Consider the following 17,069-nt stretch of genomic DNA (forward strand, 5'->3'; position numbering starts at 1 on the left):
CCCCCCGCAGGAAGAAAGCCATGTCCGTCCGCGAACTGGTCGTGCTGGGCACCGCCAGCCAGGTGCCCACCCGGCACCGCAACCACAACGGCTATCTGCTGCGCTGGGACGGCCAGGGCATCCTGTTCGACCCCGGCGAGGGCACCCAGCGGCAGATGTTGCGCGCCGGGGTCGCCGCCCATGACATCGACCGCATCTGCGTCACCCACTTCCACGGGGACCACAGCCTGGGCCTGGCCGGGGTGATCCAGCGGATCAACCTCGACCAGGTCCCGCACCCGGTCACCGCCCACTACCCGGCCGGCGGGCAGCGCTTCTTCGAACGGCTCCGGTACGCCACCGCCTACCGGGAGACGGTCAGGCTGGCCGAGGCACCCGTGGCCGAGGACGGGGTGCTGGCCACCACCTCCTCGTACACCCTGGAGGCCCGGAAGCTGTCGCACCCGGTGGAGTCCTTCGGCTACCGGCTCACCGAGCCGGACGGCCGCCGGATGCTGCCCGAGCGGCTGGCCGCGCACGGCATCGCGGGCCCCGACGTGGGCCGCATCCAGCGCGAGGGCGCCCTCGGCGGGGTCAGCCTGGACCAGGTCAGCGAGGTGCGGCGCGGGCAGCGGTTCGCGTTCGTCATGGACACCCGGCTCTGCGACGGCGTGCACGCCCTCGCCGAGGGCTGCGACCTGCTGGTCATCGAGTCCACCTTCACCGACGAGGACGCCGCGCTCGCCGCCGACCACGGCCATCTGACGGCGGGCCAGGCCGGGGCGGTCGCCCGCGAGGCGGGGGTGCGCCATCTGGTGCTCACCCACTTCTCGCAGCGGTACCCCGACCCGGAGGTCTTCGAACGGCAGGCCCGGGCCGCCGGGTTCGACGGCGAGCTGACCGTGGCCCACGACCTCATCCGCGTACCGCTGCCCAAGCGCGACCGGTAGGTCACTCCCCGGGGCCGGTGACCCGGGCGGCGATGGTGCCCGCGCACACCAGGGACTCGGTACGGGTGGTGTCCACCTCCAGGTCGTAGACCACGCCCCGGTGCGCCGCCTCCGCCTGCCCGGCGGCCATCCCGCCGGTCCGGTCCCCGCGGGCGATCTCCCGGCCCGCCGCGACCGCCCCGTCGCACCGGACCCCGACCCACAGCACCTCCAGCCCGTCCAGGGCCGTACGCCACCGCGCCTGCGACTCCGCGCCGCCGAGGAAGACATCGTCCACCACCAGCCGGGCACCGGCCCGGGCGGTCGCGGCCACCCCCGCCATCCAGGCGGCCTCCAGCTCCCGGAAGCCCGCGCCCACCTCCACCCCGCCGTCCCCGGCGAAGCCGATGCCCTCGCCGCCCTCCCGCAGCGCGGCGGGCAGCGCGTCCACCAGACCGTCGATCGAGAAGGCCAGCCAGGGACCGGGCAGCACCGCCTGGAGACACCGGGCGATCCCCGTCTTGCCCGCGCTGGAACCCCCGTTGAGCACGATCACCTGAGTCGTCACCGCGCCACCGTAACCCCACCGCGAGACGGCCCCCGGGCTGATGGACGATGGACCCACCGGCACCGCCCCCCACCAGGAAAGACCGCACCACATGGCACTCCCCGCACCGTCCGCCCCGCTCCCCAAGGCCGAGCTCCATCTGCACATCGAGGGCACCCTCGAACCGGAGCTCGCCTTCTCCCTCGCCGCCCGCAACGGGGTGCCGCTGCCCTACGCGGACACCGGCGAGCTGCGCCGGGCCTACGACTTCGCCGACCTCCAGTCCTTCCTGGACCTGTACTACGACCTGATGGCCGTCCTGCGCACCGCCGAGGACTTCACCGACCTCGCCGAGGCCTATCTGGAGCGGGCCGCGCGCCAGGGCGTGCGGCACGCCGAGATCTTCTTCGACCCGCAGGCCCACACCGCCCGCGGGGTGCCGTTCGGCGCGGTCGTCGAGGGCCTGGGCCGGGCGCTGGACCGCGCCGAGGAGCGGCACGGCATCTCCACCCGGCTGATCATGTGCTTCCTGCGCGACCTGCCCGCCGAGTCCGCCCTGGCCACCCTGGAGGAGGCGAAGCCCCACCTGGACCGGATCACCGGCATCGGACTGGACTCCGCCGAGGTCGGCCACCCGCCGGCGAAGTTCGCCGAGGTGTACGCGGCCGCCGCCGAGCTGGGCCTTCGCCGGGTCGCCCACGCGGGGGAGGAGGGGCCGCCGGAGTATGTGCGCGAGGCGCTGGACGTGCTCGGCGTGGAGCGGATCGACCACGGGCTGCGCGCCCTGGAGGACCCGGAACTGGTGGAGCGGCTGGTACGGGAGCGGGTGCCGCTCACCCTCTGCCCGCTGTCCAACGTACGGCTGCGCACCGTCGGCACCCTCGCCGACCACCCGCTGCGCCGGATGATGGACGCCGGCCTGCTGGTCACCGTCAACTCCGACGACCCCGCCTACTTCGGCGGCTACGTGGGCGACAACTACCACGCGGTCGCCGGGGCGCTCGGCCTGGACGCCGGGCAGCTGCGCGAGCTGGCCCGCAACTCCTTCCTGGCCGCCTTCCTCGACCACGACGAGGAGCGCCGGGCCCGCTACCTCGCCGAGGTCGACGCCCACCCGGATCCGGCCGCGTGACCGGCCGTCAGCTGTCCGGGCCCACGGGGCGGTAGGCGCGGCGGCGGACCAGGCGGGCGGGCACCGAGCGGACCGGGAACTCGGCGACCGGCTGCTCGGGGGCGCCGATCTGCGGGGCGGCCAGGCCCGCGGCCGCGCCGGTGGTACCGGCCATCAGGGCGGCCGGGGCGCCACCGTGGCGCCGGATCGCGCCCGGCACCAGCGGGCGGCCCGCGGTGTGCAGGGCGACCGCGGTGAGCGGCGCCGCCAGCAGCACCAGCAGGACGGCGAGCACCAGGCCCATCCCCGCGTACCCGGCCCGCTCCGACAGCAGGCTGCCCGCCACCGGGCCGCAGGCCACGCCCAGCGAGGACGCCGACCCGGCGAACACCGCCCACCGGCCGCGCGGGTCCAGCGAGGCGGCCAGGCCGATCAGATACGACAGCACCACCGGGTAGCAGGCGTTCCACAGGATCTCGCCACCCGCGAAGGAGACCAGGCCGTCGGAGGCCGAGGTGACCGCGATGCAGACGGCGATCAGCACCGTCCCGGCACCGATCGGCACCGCCCGGCCGATCCGCCCGCCGAGCGCCCCCGCGCCCAGCACCCCCACCAGCCCGGCGCCCAGCGCGGCCGCGAACACCGCGCCCACCGCCACCTCGGTCAGCCCCGCCTGGTTCAGCCCGATCCGGCCGCTGACCCCCCACAGCGCGTTCTGCGCCAGCGCCCAGCAGGCCATCCCGCCCGCCAGCACCAGCCCCGCCCGCCGCCGGGGCAGCGGCCCCGCCGCACTCCGGGCCCCGCCGTCCCCGCCGTCGCCACCGTGCCCGCCCGCCAGTTTGCCCGTGGCCGGCCAGACCGCCGCCGCGACCAGCGCGATCGCGGCGAACGGCAGCGCGTGGCCGCCGCCCAGCCAGCCCGGCACGGTCAGGTGCGGCAGCGTCAGATACAGCACCCCGGCGGTGGCCGACACCGACAACAGGCCCACGGTGGAGGCCCGGTGCGGGTCGGGGCGGCCCGCGATCCCGGCCGCCGCCACCGCCGTGGCCGTACCCGAGCCAAAGCCGCCGGCCATGGCGCCCGCCACCACCAGCGGCACCGACCCGGCGAGCGCGGCCGCGCCGTATCCGGCCACCGCGAGCAGCAGCCCGGCGCGGGCCGGCCGGCGCGGCCCGAACCGCTCGACCCGGGAGGCCAGCGTGAACCCGGCGGCGGCCGAGGAGAGCAGCAGCAGCGAACCCGCCAGCCCGGCCTGCGCCGGACTCAGGCCCAGCCCGGCGGAGAGCCGCCCGACGATGGTGGGCAGCAGGTACGAGGCGAGGTACCCGGCCGTGAACACGGCGACGAGCGGCCACAGGGCGCGCGGGCGCGAGGACATGGGCGTTCCCGGGGAATGGCAGGGAATGACGGGGAGGGGAGAGGCGCCCGGCGGCACTGAGGCGTGCGGCATACGGCATACGGCGACAGGCGCACGACCTGCCAAGGCGCGGCGTGCGACGTGTGGTTCGCGGGGGACGCGGGCCAATTTGTATCAAGGCGCCGACGAAGCGGAGAAGCCGACTCTATGTGATCCACGTCACTATAGGTTTCCCAGCGCACTAGGTGGGTATTACGCGCCCCCTCCACGCTCCCCTCAGGCGCCCCTCGCCCCGCGAGGTCCCCGCCCCCACCCTCCCGCGATCCCCCTTTCGGCCACCGCCGTCGGGCAGACTGGCCTGATCCGCATTCCGCACCCGCCGTCCGGGGAGAGAGCGCAGTGACCACGCCCAGGGGAGAGCACCACCCGCACCAGCCGCCGCACCAGCAACACACCGCCGGGGTCGACCCCTTGGGGCCCGTGCGCGGGCCCGCCGACCCCGACTATGACGTCTTCCTCACCGGCACGGTCTTCCTCGACATCGTCTTCACCGGTCTCGACAGCGCCCCCGTGCGCGGCACCGAGACCTGGGCGCGCGGCATGGGCTCCAGCCCCGGCGGGGTCGCCAACATGGCCACCGCGCTGGCCCGGCTCGGGCTGCACACCTCCCTCGCCGCCGCGTTCGGCGACGACCACTACGGCGAATACTGCTGGGACGCCCTGGAACAGGGCGAGGGCATCGACCTCAGCCGCTCCCGCACCGTGCCCGGCTGGCACTCACCGGTGACCGTCTCCATGGCGTACGAGGGCGAGCGGACTATGGTCTCCCACGGCCACGCCGCCCCCCTCCCGGACGGGCCCCGGCCCGCCTGCCCGCCGCGTGCCCGGGCCGCCGTCGCCTCCCTGACACCCGGCCGCTCCGAGGAGTGGGTCGCTCAGGCGGCCCGGCAGGGCACCCGGATCTTCGCCGACGTCGGCTGGGACGACACCGGCCGCTGGGACCTGGCCGCCCTCGGCGACCTGGAGCACTGCGAGGCCTTCCTCCCCAACGCCGAGGAGGCGATGCGCTACACCCGCAGCTCCTGCCCGCGCGCCGCCGCCCACGCCCTGGCCGAGAAGGTGCCGCTGGCCGTCGTCACCCTCGGCGCGGAGGGCGCCTACGCCGTGGACGGCCGCACCGGCGAGTCCGCCTCGGTGCCCGCCATCGAGGTGGCCGCCCTCGACCCCACCGGCGCGGGGGACGTGTTCGTCGCCGGATTCCTCACCGGCACCCTGGCCGGCTGGCCGCTCGCCGACCGGCTCGCCTTCGCCGGACTGACCGCCGCCCTGTCCGTACAGGAGTTCGGCGGTTCGCTGTCCGCGCCCGGCTGGGTCGAGATCGCCGCCTGGTGGAACCTGGTGCAGGGTGCCGAGGGCCAGGACCCGGCGGCACTGCGCCGCTACGCCTTCCTGGTGCCCCTGCTGCCCGTCCCGCTGCGCCCCTGGCCGCTGCGCCGCGCCGTCCCCACCATCGGCTTCGGCCGCTCCGCCTGAGACCGGCGGCAGCCGGCGGCCTCCCGTTCGCAAATCCCTTCGGTGTTGTCGGTGGCACGTCGTACGCTGGAGAACCAGAGGTTGTCGATCGGCGAGAACCCTGCAACAGGAGGTATGCGCAGGCCACAAGGCCGGCCCATGACTCAGTCAGACACAGCCCAGACGCAGGCGCAGGCACAGGCCCGGTTCGCCGTCCCGGCCAAGCACCCCATGGTGACGGTCCTCGGCTCCGGAGACTCGCTGCTGCGCGTGATCGAGCAGGCGTTCCCGGCCGCCGACATCCATGTCCGGGGCAACGAGGTCAGCGCGATGGGTCCGCCGGGCGAGGTCGCCCTGATCCAGCGCCTGTTCGACGAGATGATGCTCGTGCTCCGCACCGGGCAGCCGATGACGGAGGACGCCGTGGAACGCTCGATCGCCATGCTCCGGGCGAGCGACGACGGCTCCGCGGAGCCCGGCCAGGAGACCCCGGCCGAGGTGCTCACCCAGAACATCCTCTCCAGCCGCGGCCGCACCATCCGCCCCAAGACGCTCAACCAGAAGCGCTATGTCGACGCCATCGACAAGCACACCGTGGTCTTCGGCATCGGCCCCGCCGGCACCGGCAAGACGTATCTGGCCATGGCCAAGGCGGTCCAGGCCCTGCAGTCCAAGCAGGTCACCCGGATCATCCTGACCCGGCCGGCCGTCGAGGCGGGGGAGCGGCTCGGCTTCCTGCCCGGCACGCTCTACGAGAAGATCGACCCCTATCTGCGGCCGCTGTACGACGCGCTGCACGACATGCTCGACCCCGACTCCATCCCCCGCCTGATGGCGGCGGGCACCATCGAGGTCGCGCCCCTGGCGTACATGCGGGGCAGAACTCTGAATGACGCCTTCATCATCCTGGACGAGGCGCAGAACACGAACCCCGAGCAGATGAAGATGTTCCTCACCCGCCTGGGCTTCGACTCCAAGATCGTCATCACCGGTGACGTGACCCAGATCGACCTGCCCGGCGGCACCAGGAGCGGGCTGAAGCAGGTGCAGGACATCCTGGACGGGGTACCAGACGTCCACTTCTCCCGGCTCACCTCCCAGGACGTGGTCCGGCACAAGCTCGTGGGCCGTATCGTCGACGCGTACGAGAAGTACGACACCCAGAACGGCCAGAGCGGGAAGTAGACCGAACAGCACATGTCCATCGACGTCAACAACGAGTCCGGCACCGAGGTCGACGAACAGGCGATCCTCGACATCGCCCGGTACGCGCTCACCAGGATGCGCATCCACCCCCTCTCCGAGCTGTCGGTGATCGTGGTGGACGCCGAGGCGATGGAGCAGCTCCACATCCAGTGGATGGACCTCCCCGGACCCACGGACGTCATGTCCTTCCCGATGGACGAGCTGCGTCCGCCGGCCAAGGACGAGGAGGAGCCCCCGCAGGGACTCCTCGGCGACATCGTGCTCTGCCCCGAGGTCGCGGCCCAGCAGGGCGAGCAGGCCCCCACCGGCCACTCCATGGACGAGGAGCTCCAGCTCCTCACCGTCCACGGCGTGCTCCACCTGCTGGGCTACGACCACGAGGAGCCCGACGAGAAGGCCGAGATGTTCGGCCTCCAGGCGGCGATCGTCGATGGCTGGCGCGCGGAGAAGGGCCACACCGGCCCCTCCCCGGCGCCGACCGTCTCATGACCGCCCCCCTGGTCGGCGGCGCGATCGCGCTGCTCGTGGTCGCCTGGCTGGCCGCCTGCGCCGAGGCCGGGCTCGCCCGGGTCTCCAGCTTCCGCGCCGCCGAGGCCGTACGCCAGGGCCGCCGCGGCGCCGAGAAGCTCGCCCAGGTCGCCTCCGACCCCACCCGCTACCTCAACCTCGCCCTGCTCATCCGGGTCGCCTGCGAGATGGCCGCCGGAGTGCTGGTCACCTACGCCTGCCTCGCCGAGTTCCGCGAGACCTGGGCGGCACTGCTGGTCGCCATGGGCGTGATGGTCCTCGTCTCCTACGTCGCCGTCGGCGTCTCGCCCCGCACCATCGGCCGCCAGCACCCGCTGAACACCGCGACCGCCTCCGCGTACGTCCTGCTGCCGCTGGCCCGGGTCCTCGGCCCCGTCCCCCAGCTGCTCATCCTCATCGGCAACGCCCTCACCCCCGGCAAGGGCTTCCGCAAGGGCCCCTTCGCCTCCGAGGCCGAACTGCGCGCCATGGTCGACTACGCCGAGCAGGAGTCGCTGATCGAGGCCGAGGAGCGCCGCATGGTGCACTCCGTCTTCGAACTGGGCGACACCCTGGTCCGCGAGGTCATGGTGCCGCGCACCGACCTGGTCTCCATCGAGCGGTACAAGACCGTCCGCCAGGCCCTCACCCTCGCCCTGCGCTCCGGCTTCTCCCGGATCCCGGTCACCGGGGACAGCGAGGACGACATCGTCGGCATCGTCTACCTCAAGGACCTGGTCAGGAAGACGCACGTCAACCGCGAGGCCGAGTCCGACCAGGTCGCCACCGCGATGCGCGCCGCCAGCTTCGTCCCCGACACCAAGAACGCCGGCGACCTGCTGCGCGAGATGCAGCGCGAGCGCAACCACTGCGCCGTGGTCATCGACGAGTACGGCAGCACCGCCGGGATCGTCACCATCGAGGACATCCTGGAGGAGATCGTCGGCGAGATCACCGACGAGTACGACCGCGAGCTGCCGCCCGTCGAGGAGCTGGGCGACGGCTCCTTCCGGGTCACCGCCCGCCTCGACATCGGCGACCTCGGCGAGCTGTTCGGCCTGGACGCCTACGACGACGAGGACGTGGAGACGGTCGGCGGACTGCTTGCCAAGGCCCTGGGCCGCGTCCCCATCGCCGGTGCCGCCGCCGAGGTCGAGCTGCCCGACGGGCGCGGGCTGCGGCTGACCGCCGAGTCCCCGGCCGGCCGCCGCAACAAGATCGTCACCGTGCTCGCCGAACCGGTCGGGAAGGAGCCCGCCGCATGACCTCCCGGCCCATGACCGCCGCCCGGCTCCGCGCCTTCTGCCTCTCCTTCAACGACGCGGCCGAGGAGTTCCCGTTCAGCCCGGAGACCTCGGTCTTCAAGGTCGCCGGCAAGCTGTTCGCCCTCTCCGCCCTGGACGCCCGCCCGCTCACCGTCAACCTCAAGTGCGAGCCGGAGAACGCGGTGCGGCTGCGCACCGAGCACCCCGAGGCGGTCGCCCCGGGCTACCACATGAACAAGCGCCACTGGAACACGGTCACCGTCGCCGCGCTGCCCGAGAAGACGGTGCGCGAGCTGATCGAGGACTCCTACGACCTGGTCGTCGCCGGCCTCCCCCGCGCCGTACGCCTCCGCCTGGACCGCCCGTAACCACCGGTCGTACCGGGCCTATGCTCGGGGCATGACGCAGAGCAACGAGCAGCCCCCCGCCGGTCAGGCAGCTTCCGGCGACCTCTCCGCCGAGGCCCTGTCCGCCGAGGACCGCAAGATCATCACCCTGGCGCGCAGCGCCCGCGCCCGCAACGGCGTCGCCGAGGGCGCGGCCGTCCGCGACGAGACCGGCCGCACCTATGTCGCCGGCACCGTGGACCTGCCCTCCCTGCGGCTCAGCGCGCTGCGGACCGCCGTCGCCATGGCCGTCGCCAGCGGAGCCACCTCGCTGGAGGCCGCCGCCGTGGTGTCCGGCGCCGAGACCGCCACCGAGGAGGACCGGGCCGCCGTCCGCGACCTCGGCGGCGCCGCCACCCCCGTACTGCTCGCCGGCCCCGACGGCACCCTGCGCACCCGCGTCACCGCCGGCTGACCACCCCGCCCGGCGGGGCGGACCGGACAGGGGTACGAGACGGGGCCGGGGATCGGGGACAATGACCCCCATGAGCGTTCGCACCCCTGCTTCCGAGACCTCCGACTCCGGGGCCGCCCACCGGGCCGGCTTCGCCTGCTTCGTCGGCCGCCCCAACGCCGGCAAGTCCACCCTCACGAACGCTCTGGTCGGGCAGAAGGTGGCCATCACCTCCAACCGCCCGCAGACCACCCGGCACACCGTGCGCGGCATCGTGCACCGCCCGGACGCCCAGCTGGTCCTGGTGGACACCCCCGGGCTGCACAAGCCCCGCACCCTGCTCGGCGAGCGGCTCAACGACGTGGTGCGCACCACCTGGGCCGAGGTCGACGTGATCGGCTTCTGCCTGCCCGCCGACCAGAAGGTGGGCCCCGGCGACACGTACATCGCCAAGGAGCTGGCCGGGATCAAGAAGACGCCCAAGGTCGCCATCGTCACCAAGACCGACCTGGTCGACTCCAAGCGGCTGGCCGAGCAGCTCATCGCCGTCGACCGGCTGGGCCAGGAGCTCGGCATCGAGTGGGCCGAGATCGTGCCCGTCTCGGCGACCGGCGGCAAGCAGGTCCAGCTCGTCGCCGACCTGCTGATCCCGCTGCTGCCCGAGTCCCCGCCGCTGTACCCGGAGGGCGACCTCACCGACGAGCCCGAGCAGGTCATGGTCGCCGAGCTGATCCGCGAGGCCGCGCTGGAAGGCGTACGGGACGAGCTGCCGCACTCCATCGCGGTGGTCGTCGAGGAGATGATCCCCCGCGAGGACCGCCCCGCCGACAAGCCGCTGCTCGACATCCACGCCAACGTCTACATCGAGCGCCCCAGCCAGAAGGGCATCATCATCGGCCCCAAGGGCTCCCGCCTCAAGGAGGTCGGCACCAAGTCCCGGAAGCACATCGAGGCCCTGCTCGGCACCCCGGTCTTCCTGGACCTGCACGTCAAGGTCGCCAAGGACTGGCAGCGCGACCCCAAGCAGCTCCGCAAGCTCGGCTTCTAGCCCCTCCCTCCCCCTTCCGGACCTGACGGTCGGCTCCCCGTCTCCACGGCCACTCGAAGCGCTCCGTGGTCTGCCGGAGATGGGGCGACACCGCGGGCGACCTCGCCATTCCCGGACGTGATGTCCGCCTCAGGCCACCATCAGCTGCGAAGGCGCGGCCCAGGCCGCGGTTGGCACCGGTGACAAGGGCGATGGAGTTGTTGGTGTCCATGCCCGGTACGCTGAAAGCTGACACCGACGTCAGAGGCAAGTGCCGACCGTCAGGACCTCGGCGAGAGGAATCACCATGACCGTCACGGAGGCTGCGGCCGAGCGGCTGGTCCGGATCGGCGAGGTGGCCCGGAGCGCCGGTGTCTCGGTACGCGCCGTGCGCTACTACGAGCAGCAGGGGCTGCTCACAGCGGAGCGCAGCCCGTCCGGCCAGCGCCTCTACCGGCAGGACACCGTCACCCTGGTGCGCTTCTTCCAGCAGATGTTCGCCGCCGGTCTGACCAGCCGAAGGATCGCGGAACTCCTCCCATGCTGGGACACCGGGCACACCGACGCCGAGCAACGATCCATGCTGCGTGCCGAGCGCGACCGCATCCAGGCCAAGGTCGACGACCTGCAGGCCGCCCTGGACCGCCTCGACGAGGTCATCGCGGTCACGGACACGCACCCGTAGGCCCGGCCGGCCGTCGCCCGTCAGGCGCCCTCGTTCAGTACGCGGGTGATCAGCTCGCGTTGGGCGTCGGTGAGTGCCGGGTCGGCGCAGTGCACGGTGTGTCCGTCCACCGCGATCGTGTAGCTGAAGCCGTCCGGGACGACGGAGGGAGGCATCCGGGTGCCTTCCGCGAGGACCGCCTTTGCCAGGGCGTGCCACTCGTCCGCGTCCGGGCGGGCCGTGGTGTCCACCTCCGCCTGTCGTTCGATGCCGGCGAAGCCGCCGGTGCGTGTCACTGAGATCCGCATGATGGGCGCCATGGTCGGTATCCTCCGGCGGCCCCGGTGGACCGGTCCAGTACGCCGGGGAGCGCCGTCATGACGAGAGTCGGACGAGAGTCGAAGGAAGGAAGATCACGATGACCTGGTCCATTCCGCAGATCACCGTCGGTGCGGAACGACGCCTTCTGGAGGTGGCCCTTGACCGCAACCGGAGCGAGCTGATCAACACGGTGCGCGGACTGTCCGAGGCGGAGTCCCGCCGGCGCCTCGTCGCGTCGCCGACAACTCCCATCGGGCTGCTCAAGCACGCCGCGGTGGCCGAACGGATCTGGTTCCAGCATGTGCTGGCCGGAGTGCCCAAGGACGCCATCGAGGGCGGGACGATCGCGGGTGACGCCAGCTTCGTCGTCGCCGACGGCGACACCGTGGCCGAGGTGATCGCCGAGTTCGAGCGCGTCAGCGAGCGCTCCCGTCGGATCGCCGCCGGTTTCGACCTCGACCACCTCACCATCCACCCCGACCTCGGTGACGTCACCCTGCGCTTCATCTACCTCCTCCTCATCGAGGACTTCGCACGGCACGCCGGCCACGGCGACATCCTGCGCGAGCAGATCAGACCGCCTGGCGCGCCCGCCACCATGCCCTAGGGGCCGCCGTCAGCCCGTCCGGCCCGGGAGCGCGGCGCGTCAGTCGTCCTCCTCGGCCGGTAGGCCCACCGTGGACCAGGCCTTCACCAGGGCCTCGTCCTCCGCGCCGCCGGGGCCGAAGCGGGCCCGGGCGGTCTTGACGGTCAGCCGGGAGAAGTCGGCGAACTCGGCGTCCACCGCCAGCTCGCCGCCGGTCAGGGTGTCGTACCAGACCTGTCCGGCCCGCTCCCAGGCCGGGCCGCCGAGGGCGGTGGCGAAGAGGTAGAAGGCGTGGTTGGGGATGCCGGAGTTGATGTGGACGCCGCCGTTGTCGCTGCTGGTGCGCACATAGTCGGCCATCCTCGCGGGCTGTGGGTCCTTGCCCAGGGCCGGGTCGTCGTAGGCGGTGCCGGGCGCCTTCAGGGAGCGCAGCCCCTCCCCGGAGACGTCCGGCGCCAGGATGCCCGCGCCCACCAGCCAGTCGGCCTGCTCGGCGCTCTGGCCCAGGGCGCGCTGCTTGACCAGGGAGCCGAAGACGTCGGACACCGACTCGTTGAGCGCGCCGGACTGGCCCTGGTAGGCGAGGTCGGCGGTGTACTGGGTGAGGCCGTGCGCCAGCTCGTGGGCGATGACGTCGAGCGCGAGGGTGAAGTCGAGGAAGATCCGCCCGTCCCCGTCGCCGAAGACCATCTGGCCGCCGTTCCAGAAGGCGTTGTCGTAGTCGCGGTCGTAGTGGACCGTGGCGTTCAGCGGGAGTCCGGCGCCGTCGATGGAGTCCCGGCCGTAGACCGCGCAGAGCAGGTCGTGGGTGGCGCCGAGCCCGGCGTAGGCGCGGTTGACCGTGGCGTCCCGCAGGGGCGGCTCGCCCTCGCCGCGCACCCGGGTGCCGGGCAGCGCGGTGCGGTGCTCCGCGTCGTAGACGGTGCGCCGGGGTTCCGCGGCGGCGGTGCCGGCAGAGCGGGGCGCCGGCGGCAGCGCGGGGGTCACGCCGGCCCGCCGGGCGGCCCGCAGCGCGGCGTCCCGGGCGAGGGTCCGGCGGGCGGCCTGGGCGATGTCCGCGTCCTCGGCGCTCGCCAGCCGGTCGAGGACATGCGGGGGGACGATGGTGCACAGGGTGGGGACACGGCTGTCGACGGACGACGTCCCGAAGGGGGATTGGTTCATGCACACAGCGTGACACTGCGGGGAAGTGCTGTCACCAGTGGTGACGAGTGTGCGCCACAAAGCGTGATATAGGACTAATTGACGTACCACCCCGTCGATCCCGCATACTGAAACGGCACCGCCGCTCCCCGTCCCCTCGGCTAGGCTGCTGGGCATCATGCGTTTCGGGCTGCTTCTTCTTAGCTGCCGCGGCGAGGGCCTGTAGTCGTAGGCCGACCCCCTCCCCGCGGAGTTCGGTGCTGCCAGTCGGCCGTCCTTCACGACGGAAGTCCGCGGAAGTCCTTCGCGGACGACACCCGAGGAGCCCCACGCGATGTCCCAGCCCGTAGGCCGCCCCACGCCCATCACCAACGCGGCCCACTTCCAGCAGCCGTCCGGGATGCCCATCCACAAGTACGGCCCCTACGAAGCCGTCGCCATCCCCGACCGGACCTGGCCCGAGCAGCGCATCACCAAGGCCCCGCGGTGGCTCTCCACCGACCTGCGGGACGGCAACCAGGCCCTGATCGACCCGATGAGCCCGGCCCGCAAGCGGGAGATGTTCGACCTGCTGGTGCGCATGGGCTACAAGGAGATCGAGGTCGGCTTCCCGTCCTCCGGTGAGACCGACTTCCACTTCGTGCGCTCCATCATCGAGGAGGGCGCGATCCCCGAGGACGTCACCATCTCGGTGCTGACCCAGGCGCGCGAGGAGCTGATCGAGCGCACGGTCGAGTCGCTGCGCGGGGCACACCGGGCCACCGTCCACCTGTACAACGCCACCGCCCCCACCTTCCGCCGGGTCGTCTTCCGCGGGACGAAGGAGCAGGTCAGGCAGATCGCGGTGGACGGAACCCGGCTGGTGATGGAGTACGCCGACAAGCTGCTGGGCGACGAGACCGTCTTCGGCTACCAGTACAGCCCGGAGATCTTCACCGACACCGAGCTGGACTTCGCCCTGGAGGTCTGCGAGGGCGTGATGGACGTCTGGCAGCCCGAGCAGGGCCGCGAGATCATCCTGAACCTGCCGGCCACGGTGGAGCGTTCCACCCCCTCCACGCACGCCGACCGGTTCGAGTGGATGTCCCGCCACCTGTCCCGGCGCGAGCACGTCTGCCTCTCCGTCCACCCGCACAACGACCGCGGCACGGCCGTGGCGGCGGCCGAACTGGCCATCATGGCGGGCGCCGACCGCATCGAGGGCTGCCTGTTCGGCCAGGGCGAGCGGACCGGCAACGTCGACCTGGTCACCCTGGGCATGAACCTGTTCTCCCAGGGCGTGGACCCGCAGATCGACTTCTCCCAGATCGACGAGATCCGCCGCACCAGCGAGTACTGCAACCAGATGGAGGTCCACCCGCGCCACCCCTACGCGGGCGACCTGGTCTACACCGCCTTCTCCGGCTCCCACCAGGACGCCATCAAGAAGGGCTTCGACGCGATGGAGGCCACCGCCGCCGCCGCGGGCAAGACCGTGGACGACATCGAGTGGGCCGTCCCCTACCTGCCGATCGATCCCAAGGACGTCGGCCGCTCCTACGAGGCGGTCATCCGGGTCAACTCCCAGTCCGGCAAGGGCGGCATCGCCTACGTCCTGAAGAACGACCACAAGCTGGACCTGCCGCGCCGGATGCAGATCGAGTTCTCCAAGATCATCCAGGCCAAGACCGACGCCGAGGGCGGCGAGGTCACCCCGGCGGCCATCTGGTCCGTCTTCCAGGACGAGTACCTGCCCAACCCGAACAACGCCTGGGGGCGCATCCAGCTGCGCTCCGGCCAGACCACCACCGACAAGGACGGCACGGACACCCTGACCGTCGAAGCGGTCGTGGACGGCGCCGACACCGTGCTGACCGGCACCGGCAACGGCCCCATCTCGGCCTTCTTCGACGCCCTGCAGTCCATCGGCATCGACGTACGGCTGCTGGACTACCAGGAGCACACCATGAGCGAGGGCGCCTCCGCGCAGGCCGCCTCGTACATCGAGTGCGCCATCGACGGCCAGGTGCTGTGGGGCATCGGCATCGACGCCAACACCACCCGCGCCTCCCTGAAGGCGGTCATCTCCGCCGTCAACCGCGCCGCGCGCTGACGGCCCCCGGACGGCCGCACGGCCGGACGACGAAGGCCGGCGGCCGGTACGGAGGCGGACTCCGTACCGGCCGCCGACCCCGCCACGCAGCTGCTGTTCCGGCGGTTGGAGCAGCTGCGGCAGGGGTACGAACCGACGGCGACCGCGACCCTGCGGTGATCCGCCCCGAGCCTCTTCCGGCCCGGGGCGCGGATGCGGAGGGCGAGGTTCGGCCAATGTCGGTGGCGATGTCTCGCCGAGGTGCTGACGGCACCTGACCGATGTGGCTAACATCACGCCAACGCGGCAGAGTGGCCGACGGTTCTGGGAGGTGCGACGTGCTGCCCGCACGTGGATCACATACACGCAGAGTGCACATCTGGTCCGTTTCGACCTCGTGGAACACCGTCGGCGACGGCGAGTTCTTCTGCCCCGGCTGCGGCGGCGACCGCAACTACCGGCGCCGCACGGGCCGTCGGCGGCTCACTCTTTTCGGTGTTCCCACCCTGCCGCGCGGCGAGACCGGGCCGGTGGTGGAATGCGCCGCCTGCCACGGGCACTTCTCCACCGAGACGCTCGACCACCCGACCACCGCCCGCTTCTCGGCCATGCTGCGGGATGCCGTGCACACCGTCGCGCTCGCCGTCCTCGCCGCGGGCGGCACCTCCTCCGACGCCGCGCTGCGGACCGCGGTGCACGCCGTCCGGACCGCCGGGTACGAGGACTGCACCGCCGACAGCCTCACCTCCCTGATCGCCGCCCTGGAGGCGGACACCGGCCGCTTCCTCGCCGGGACCGAGGCCCCCTGCGGCGCCGCGCTCGCCATCGAGCTGCACGAGGCGCTGGAGCCGCTCACCGGGCACCTCGCGCCCGCCGGACGGGAGTCGATCCTCTTCACCGGCGCCCGGATCGCCCTCGCCGACGGCGCCTACACCGAGGACGAGCGCGATGTGCTGGTCACCGTGGGCAGCGCGCTGCGGCTCTGCACCGACGAGACCGCCCGCCTGCTGGAGGCCGCCCAGGCGCCGCTCTAGGAAAGGGCGGGTGGTGGCCCCGTCCAGAGTGGCGGGATCGCGATATCCGTGGGCGGGCCACGGCGTACCGAACGCCGGTGCGGCGGCACTACGTTCGGCTCATGGAAGAGATCAGCTACCAGTCGGCCGACGACTGCACCCTGCACGCCGCCATCACCGGAGAGGGCCAGGCCCTGGTCCTTCTGCACGCCGGCGGCCCTGACCACCAGAGCATGCTTCCGCTGGCCGAACGGCTCGCCGATCGCTTCTCGGTCGTCCTGCCCGATCTGCGAGGCTACGGCCGGTCGGTCTGCACGGACCCGGCGCGCTATTCGTGGGACCGGTATGTCGAGGACGTGATGCGGCTCCTGGACCACATCGGCCGCTCCAGTGCCGTACTCGCCGGCGCGGGCCTGGGCTCCACGATCACCCTGCGGACGGCGGCCGCACACCCGGACCGGGTCCGGGCGGCCGTGCTCATCGGCGTCGAGGACATCGAGGACGACGAGGCCAAGAAGGCCGAGATCCGCTTCCTCGACGCGTTCGCCGCCCGTGTCGAGGCTGATGGCATCGAGGCGGGTTGGGAGCCCATCCTCGCCGGATTCCCTCCCGTCGTCGGCACCATGGTGCGCGACGCCATCCCGCGATCGGACCCTGCCAGCATCGTGGCCGCGGCCGCCATCGGCCATGACCGTTCCTTCCGGGGCGTCGACGAACTCGCGACGATCAGCACCCCGACTCTCGTCTTCCCGGGCACCGACCCCCGCCACCCCACCGCTCTCGCCGAAGCGGCCGCCGCCACCCTCCCCAACGGACAACTGGCCGCGATCCCGATCGGCGACGAGCTGCGCACGGCCACCGACCTCGCCCGCGCCACCGCCCCCGCCATCCGGGAGTTCCTGACCGGGTTGATCCCGCCTGCGGCAACGAGCGTGCCGCACAACGCCGTTGCGTCCGCTGATCACACCCGGCTAGGTTGACGCCATGACTGCCGGGTCGGCCCATAGGGGCCGTTCACAGACAGGGCACCCGGCCTCGGCGTGACGCCGGG

General features: G+C 72.5%; 18 protein-coding genes. 14 read left to right on the forward strand and 4 right to left on the reverse strand.

Going from position 1 to position 17,069, the window contains the following annotated elements; genetic code table 11:
* Positions 1-20: 20 nt before the first annotated feature.
* On the forward strand, positions 21-929 hold the full coding sequence (locus tag M1O15_RS05785; protein WP_248632131.1) for a ribonuclease Z: 909 nt from the start codon (positions 21-23) through the stop codon (positions 927-929).
* 1 nt (position 930) lies between these two features.
* Here M1O15_RS05785 and cpt read toward each other — a convergent pair whose 3' ends face one another.
* A complete protein-coding gene (gene cpt / locus M1O15_RS05790; protein WP_248632133.1) occupies positions 931-1,476 on the reverse strand; it encodes a chloramphenicol phosphotransferase CPT in 546 nt (181 codons plus the stop codon).
* 91 nt (positions 1,477-1,567) lie between these two features.
* Between cpt and M1O15_RS05795 the strand changes: the two genes are divergently transcribed.
* Complete coding sequence (locus M1O15_RS05795; RefSeq protein WP_248632134.1) at positions 1,568-2,587, forward strand: adenosine deaminase; 1,020 nt, start codon at positions 1,568-1,570, stop codon at positions 2,585-2,587.
* A gap of 7 nt (positions 2,588-2,594) precedes the next feature.
* Here M1O15_RS05795 and M1O15_RS05800 read toward each other — a convergent pair whose 3' ends face one another.
* A complete protein-coding gene (locus M1O15_RS05800; RefSeq protein ID WP_248632136.1) occupies positions 2,595-3,944 on the reverse strand; it encodes an MFS transporter in 1,350 nt (449 codons plus the stop codon).
* A 378-nt stretch (positions 3,945-4,322) separates the two neighbouring features.
* On the opposite strand from M1O15_RS05800, the gene M1O15_RS05805 reads away from it, so the two are divergent.
* The 8 genes from M1O15_RS05805 (at position 4,323) to M1O15_RS05840 (ending at position 10,905) form a co-directional block, all read left to right on the forward strand.
* Positions 4,323-5,456, forward strand: coding sequence for a carbohydrate kinase family protein (locus M1O15_RS05805; protein WP_372499354.1), 1,134 nt, complete (start codon positions 4,323-4,325; stop codon positions 5,454-5,456).
* A gap of 138 nt (positions 5,457-5,594) precedes the next feature.
* On the forward strand, positions 5,595-6,620 hold the full coding sequence (locus tag M1O15_RS05810) for a PhoH family protein (RefSeq protein WP_248632138.1): 1,026 nt from the start codon (positions 5,595-5,597) through the stop codon (positions 6,618-6,620).
* Positions 6,621-6,632: 12 nt separating this feature from the next.
* Positions 6,633-7,130, forward strand: coding sequence for an rRNA maturation RNase YbeY (gene ybeY / locus M1O15_RS05815; RefSeq protein ID WP_248632142.1), 498 nt, complete (start codon positions 6,633-6,635; stop codon positions 7,128-7,130).
* A complete protein-coding gene (locus tag M1O15_RS05820) occupies positions 7,127-8,413 on the forward strand; it encodes a hemolysin family protein (protein WP_248632143.1) in 1,287 nt (428 codons plus the stop codon). The genes ybeY and M1O15_RS05820 overlap by 4 nt, the downstream gene beginning before the upstream one ends.
* Positions 8,414-8,424: 11 nt before the next feature.
* On the forward strand, positions 8,425-8,781 hold the full coding sequence (locus tag M1O15_RS05825; protein WP_248632263.1) for an MmcQ/YjbR family DNA-binding protein: 357 nt from the start codon (positions 8,425-8,427) through the stop codon (positions 8,779-8,781).
* 31 nt (positions 8,782-8,812) lie between these two features.
* On the forward strand, positions 8,813-9,214 hold the full coding sequence (locus tag M1O15_RS05830) for a cytidine deaminase-like protein (RefSeq protein WP_248632144.1): 402 nt from the start codon (positions 8,813-8,815) through the stop codon (positions 9,212-9,214).
* A gap of 61 nt (positions 9,215-9,275) precedes the next feature.
* On the forward strand, positions 9,276-10,241 hold the full coding sequence (gene era / locus M1O15_RS05835; protein ID WP_248632146.1) for a GTPase Era: 966 nt from the start codon (positions 9,276-9,278) through the stop codon (positions 10,239-10,241).
* A 286-nt stretch (positions 10,242-10,527) separates the two neighbouring features.
* On the forward strand, positions 10,528-10,905 hold the full coding sequence (locus tag M1O15_RS05840) for a MerR family transcriptional regulator (RefSeq protein WP_248632148.1): 378 nt from the start codon (positions 10,528-10,530) through the stop codon (positions 10,903-10,905).
* 20 nt (positions 10,906-10,925) lie between these two features.
* On the opposite strand, the gene M1O15_RS05845 is transcribed toward M1O15_RS05840, so the two are convergent.
* Positions 10,926-11,192, reverse strand: coding sequence for a protealysin inhibitor emfourin (locus M1O15_RS05845; RefSeq protein ID WP_248632264.1), 267 nt, complete (start codon positions 11,190-11,192; stop codon positions 10,926-10,928).
* Positions 11,193-11,302: 110 nt separating this feature from the next.
* Between M1O15_RS05845 and M1O15_RS05850 the strand changes: the two genes are divergently transcribed.
* Complete coding sequence (locus tag M1O15_RS05850) at positions 11,303-11,812, forward strand: DinB family protein (protein WP_248632150.1); 510 nt, start codon at positions 11,303-11,305, stop codon at positions 11,810-11,812.
* A gap of 39 nt (positions 11,813-11,851) precedes the next feature.
* Here M1O15_RS05850 and M1O15_RS05855 read toward each other — a convergent pair whose 3' ends face one another.
* Positions 11,852-12,955: a M4 family metallopeptidase gene (locus M1O15_RS05855; RefSeq protein WP_248632152.1), complete on the reverse strand. Its 1,104-nt coding sequence runs from the start codon at positions 12,953-12,955 to the stop codon at positions 11,852-11,854.
* A gap of 313 nt (positions 12,956-13,268) precedes the next feature.
* Here M1O15_RS05855 and leuA point away from each other — a divergent pair, with 313 nt between their 5' ends.
* From leuA to M1O15_RS05870, 3 genes are all read left to right on the forward strand, one after another.
* Complete coding sequence (gene leuA, locus M1O15_RS05860) at positions 13,269-15,026, forward strand: 2-isopropylmalate synthase (RefSeq protein WP_248632153.1); 1,758 nt, start codon at positions 13,269-13,271, stop codon at positions 15,024-15,026.
* A 317-nt stretch (positions 15,027-15,343) separates the two neighbouring features.
* Positions 15,344-16,039 (forward strand): TerB family tellurite resistance protein, encoded by a 696-nt coding sequence (locus M1O15_RS05865; RefSeq protein WP_372499355.1) that lies wholly within the window; start codon positions 15,344-15,346, stop codon positions 16,037-16,039.
* Between the two features lie 101 nt (positions 16,040-16,140).
* Positions 16,141-16,998 (forward strand): alpha/beta fold hydrolase, encoded by an 858-nt coding sequence (locus M1O15_RS05870; RefSeq protein WP_248632155.1) that lies wholly within the window; start codon positions 16,141-16,143, stop codon positions 16,996-16,998.
* The last annotated feature ends 71 nt before the right edge of the window (positions 16,999-17,069 follow it).

It is taken from the genome of Streptomyces lichenis (assembly GCF_023218175.1).
GTDB classification, from domain to species: Bacteria; Actinomycetota; Actinomycetes; order Streptomycetales; family Streptomycetaceae; genus Streptomyces; species Streptomyces lichenis.

Excerpts from the sequence above, each read along its gene's own strand:
- M1O15_RS05785 (WP_248632131.1), top strand. The coding sequence starts at position 21 with ATGTCCGTCCGCGAACTGGTCGTGCTGGGCACCGCCAGCCAGGTGCCC.
- M1O15_RS05795 (WP_248632134.1), top strand. The coding sequence starts at position 1,568 with ATGGCACTCCCCGCACCGTCCGCCCCGCTCCCCAAGGCCGAGCTCCAT.
- M1O15_RS05800 (WP_248632136.1), bottom strand. The coding sequence starts at position 3,944 with ATGTCCTCGCGCCCGCGCGCCCTGTGGCCGCTCGTCGCCGTGTTCACG.
- M1O15_RS05810 (WP_248632138.1), top strand. The coding sequence starts at position 5,595 with ATGACTCAGTCAGACACAGCCCAGACGCAGGCGCAGGCACAGGCCCGG.
- ybeY (WP_248632142.1), top strand. The coding sequence starts at position 6,633 with ATGTCCATCGACGTCAACAACGAGTCCGGCACCGAGGTCGACGAACAG.
- M1O15_RS05820 (WP_248632143.1), top strand. The coding sequence starts at position 7,127 with ATGACCGCCCCCCTGGTCGGCGGCGCGATCGCGCTGCTCGTGGTCGCC.
- M1O15_RS05825 (WP_248632263.1), top strand. The coding sequence starts at position 8,425 with ATGACCGCCGCCCGGCTCCGCGCCTTCTGCCTCTCCTTCAACGACGCG.
- M1O15_RS05830 (WP_248632144.1), top strand. The coding sequence starts at position 8,813 with ATGACGCAGAGCAACGAGCAGCCCCCCGCCGGTCAGGCAGCTTCCGGC.
- era (WP_248632146.1), top strand. The coding sequence starts at position 9,276 with ATGACCCCCATGAGCGTTCGCACCCCTGCTTCCGAGACCTCCGACTCC.
- M1O15_RS05840 (WP_248632148.1), top strand. The coding sequence starts at position 10,528 with ATGACCGTCACGGAGGCTGCGGCCGAGCGGCTGGTCCGGATCGGCGAG.
- M1O15_RS05845 (WP_248632264.1), bottom strand. The coding sequence starts at position 11,192 with ATGCGGATCTCAGTGACACGCACCGGCGGCTTCGCCGGCATCGAACGA.
- M1O15_RS05850 (WP_248632150.1), top strand. The coding sequence starts at position 11,303 with ATGACCTGGTCCATTCCGCAGATCACCGTCGGTGCGGAACGACGCCTT.
- M1O15_RS05855 (WP_248632152.1), bottom strand. The coding sequence starts at position 12,955 with ATGAACCAATCCCCCTTCGGGACGTCGTCCGTCGACAGCCGTGTCCCC.
- leuA (WP_248632153.1), top strand. The coding sequence starts at position 13,269 with ATGTCCCAGCCCGTAGGCCGCCCCACGCCCATCACCAACGCGGCCCAC.
- M1O15_RS05870 (WP_248632155.1), top strand. The coding sequence starts at position 16,141 with ATGGAAGAGATCAGCTACCAGTCGGCCGACGACTGCACCCTGCACGCC.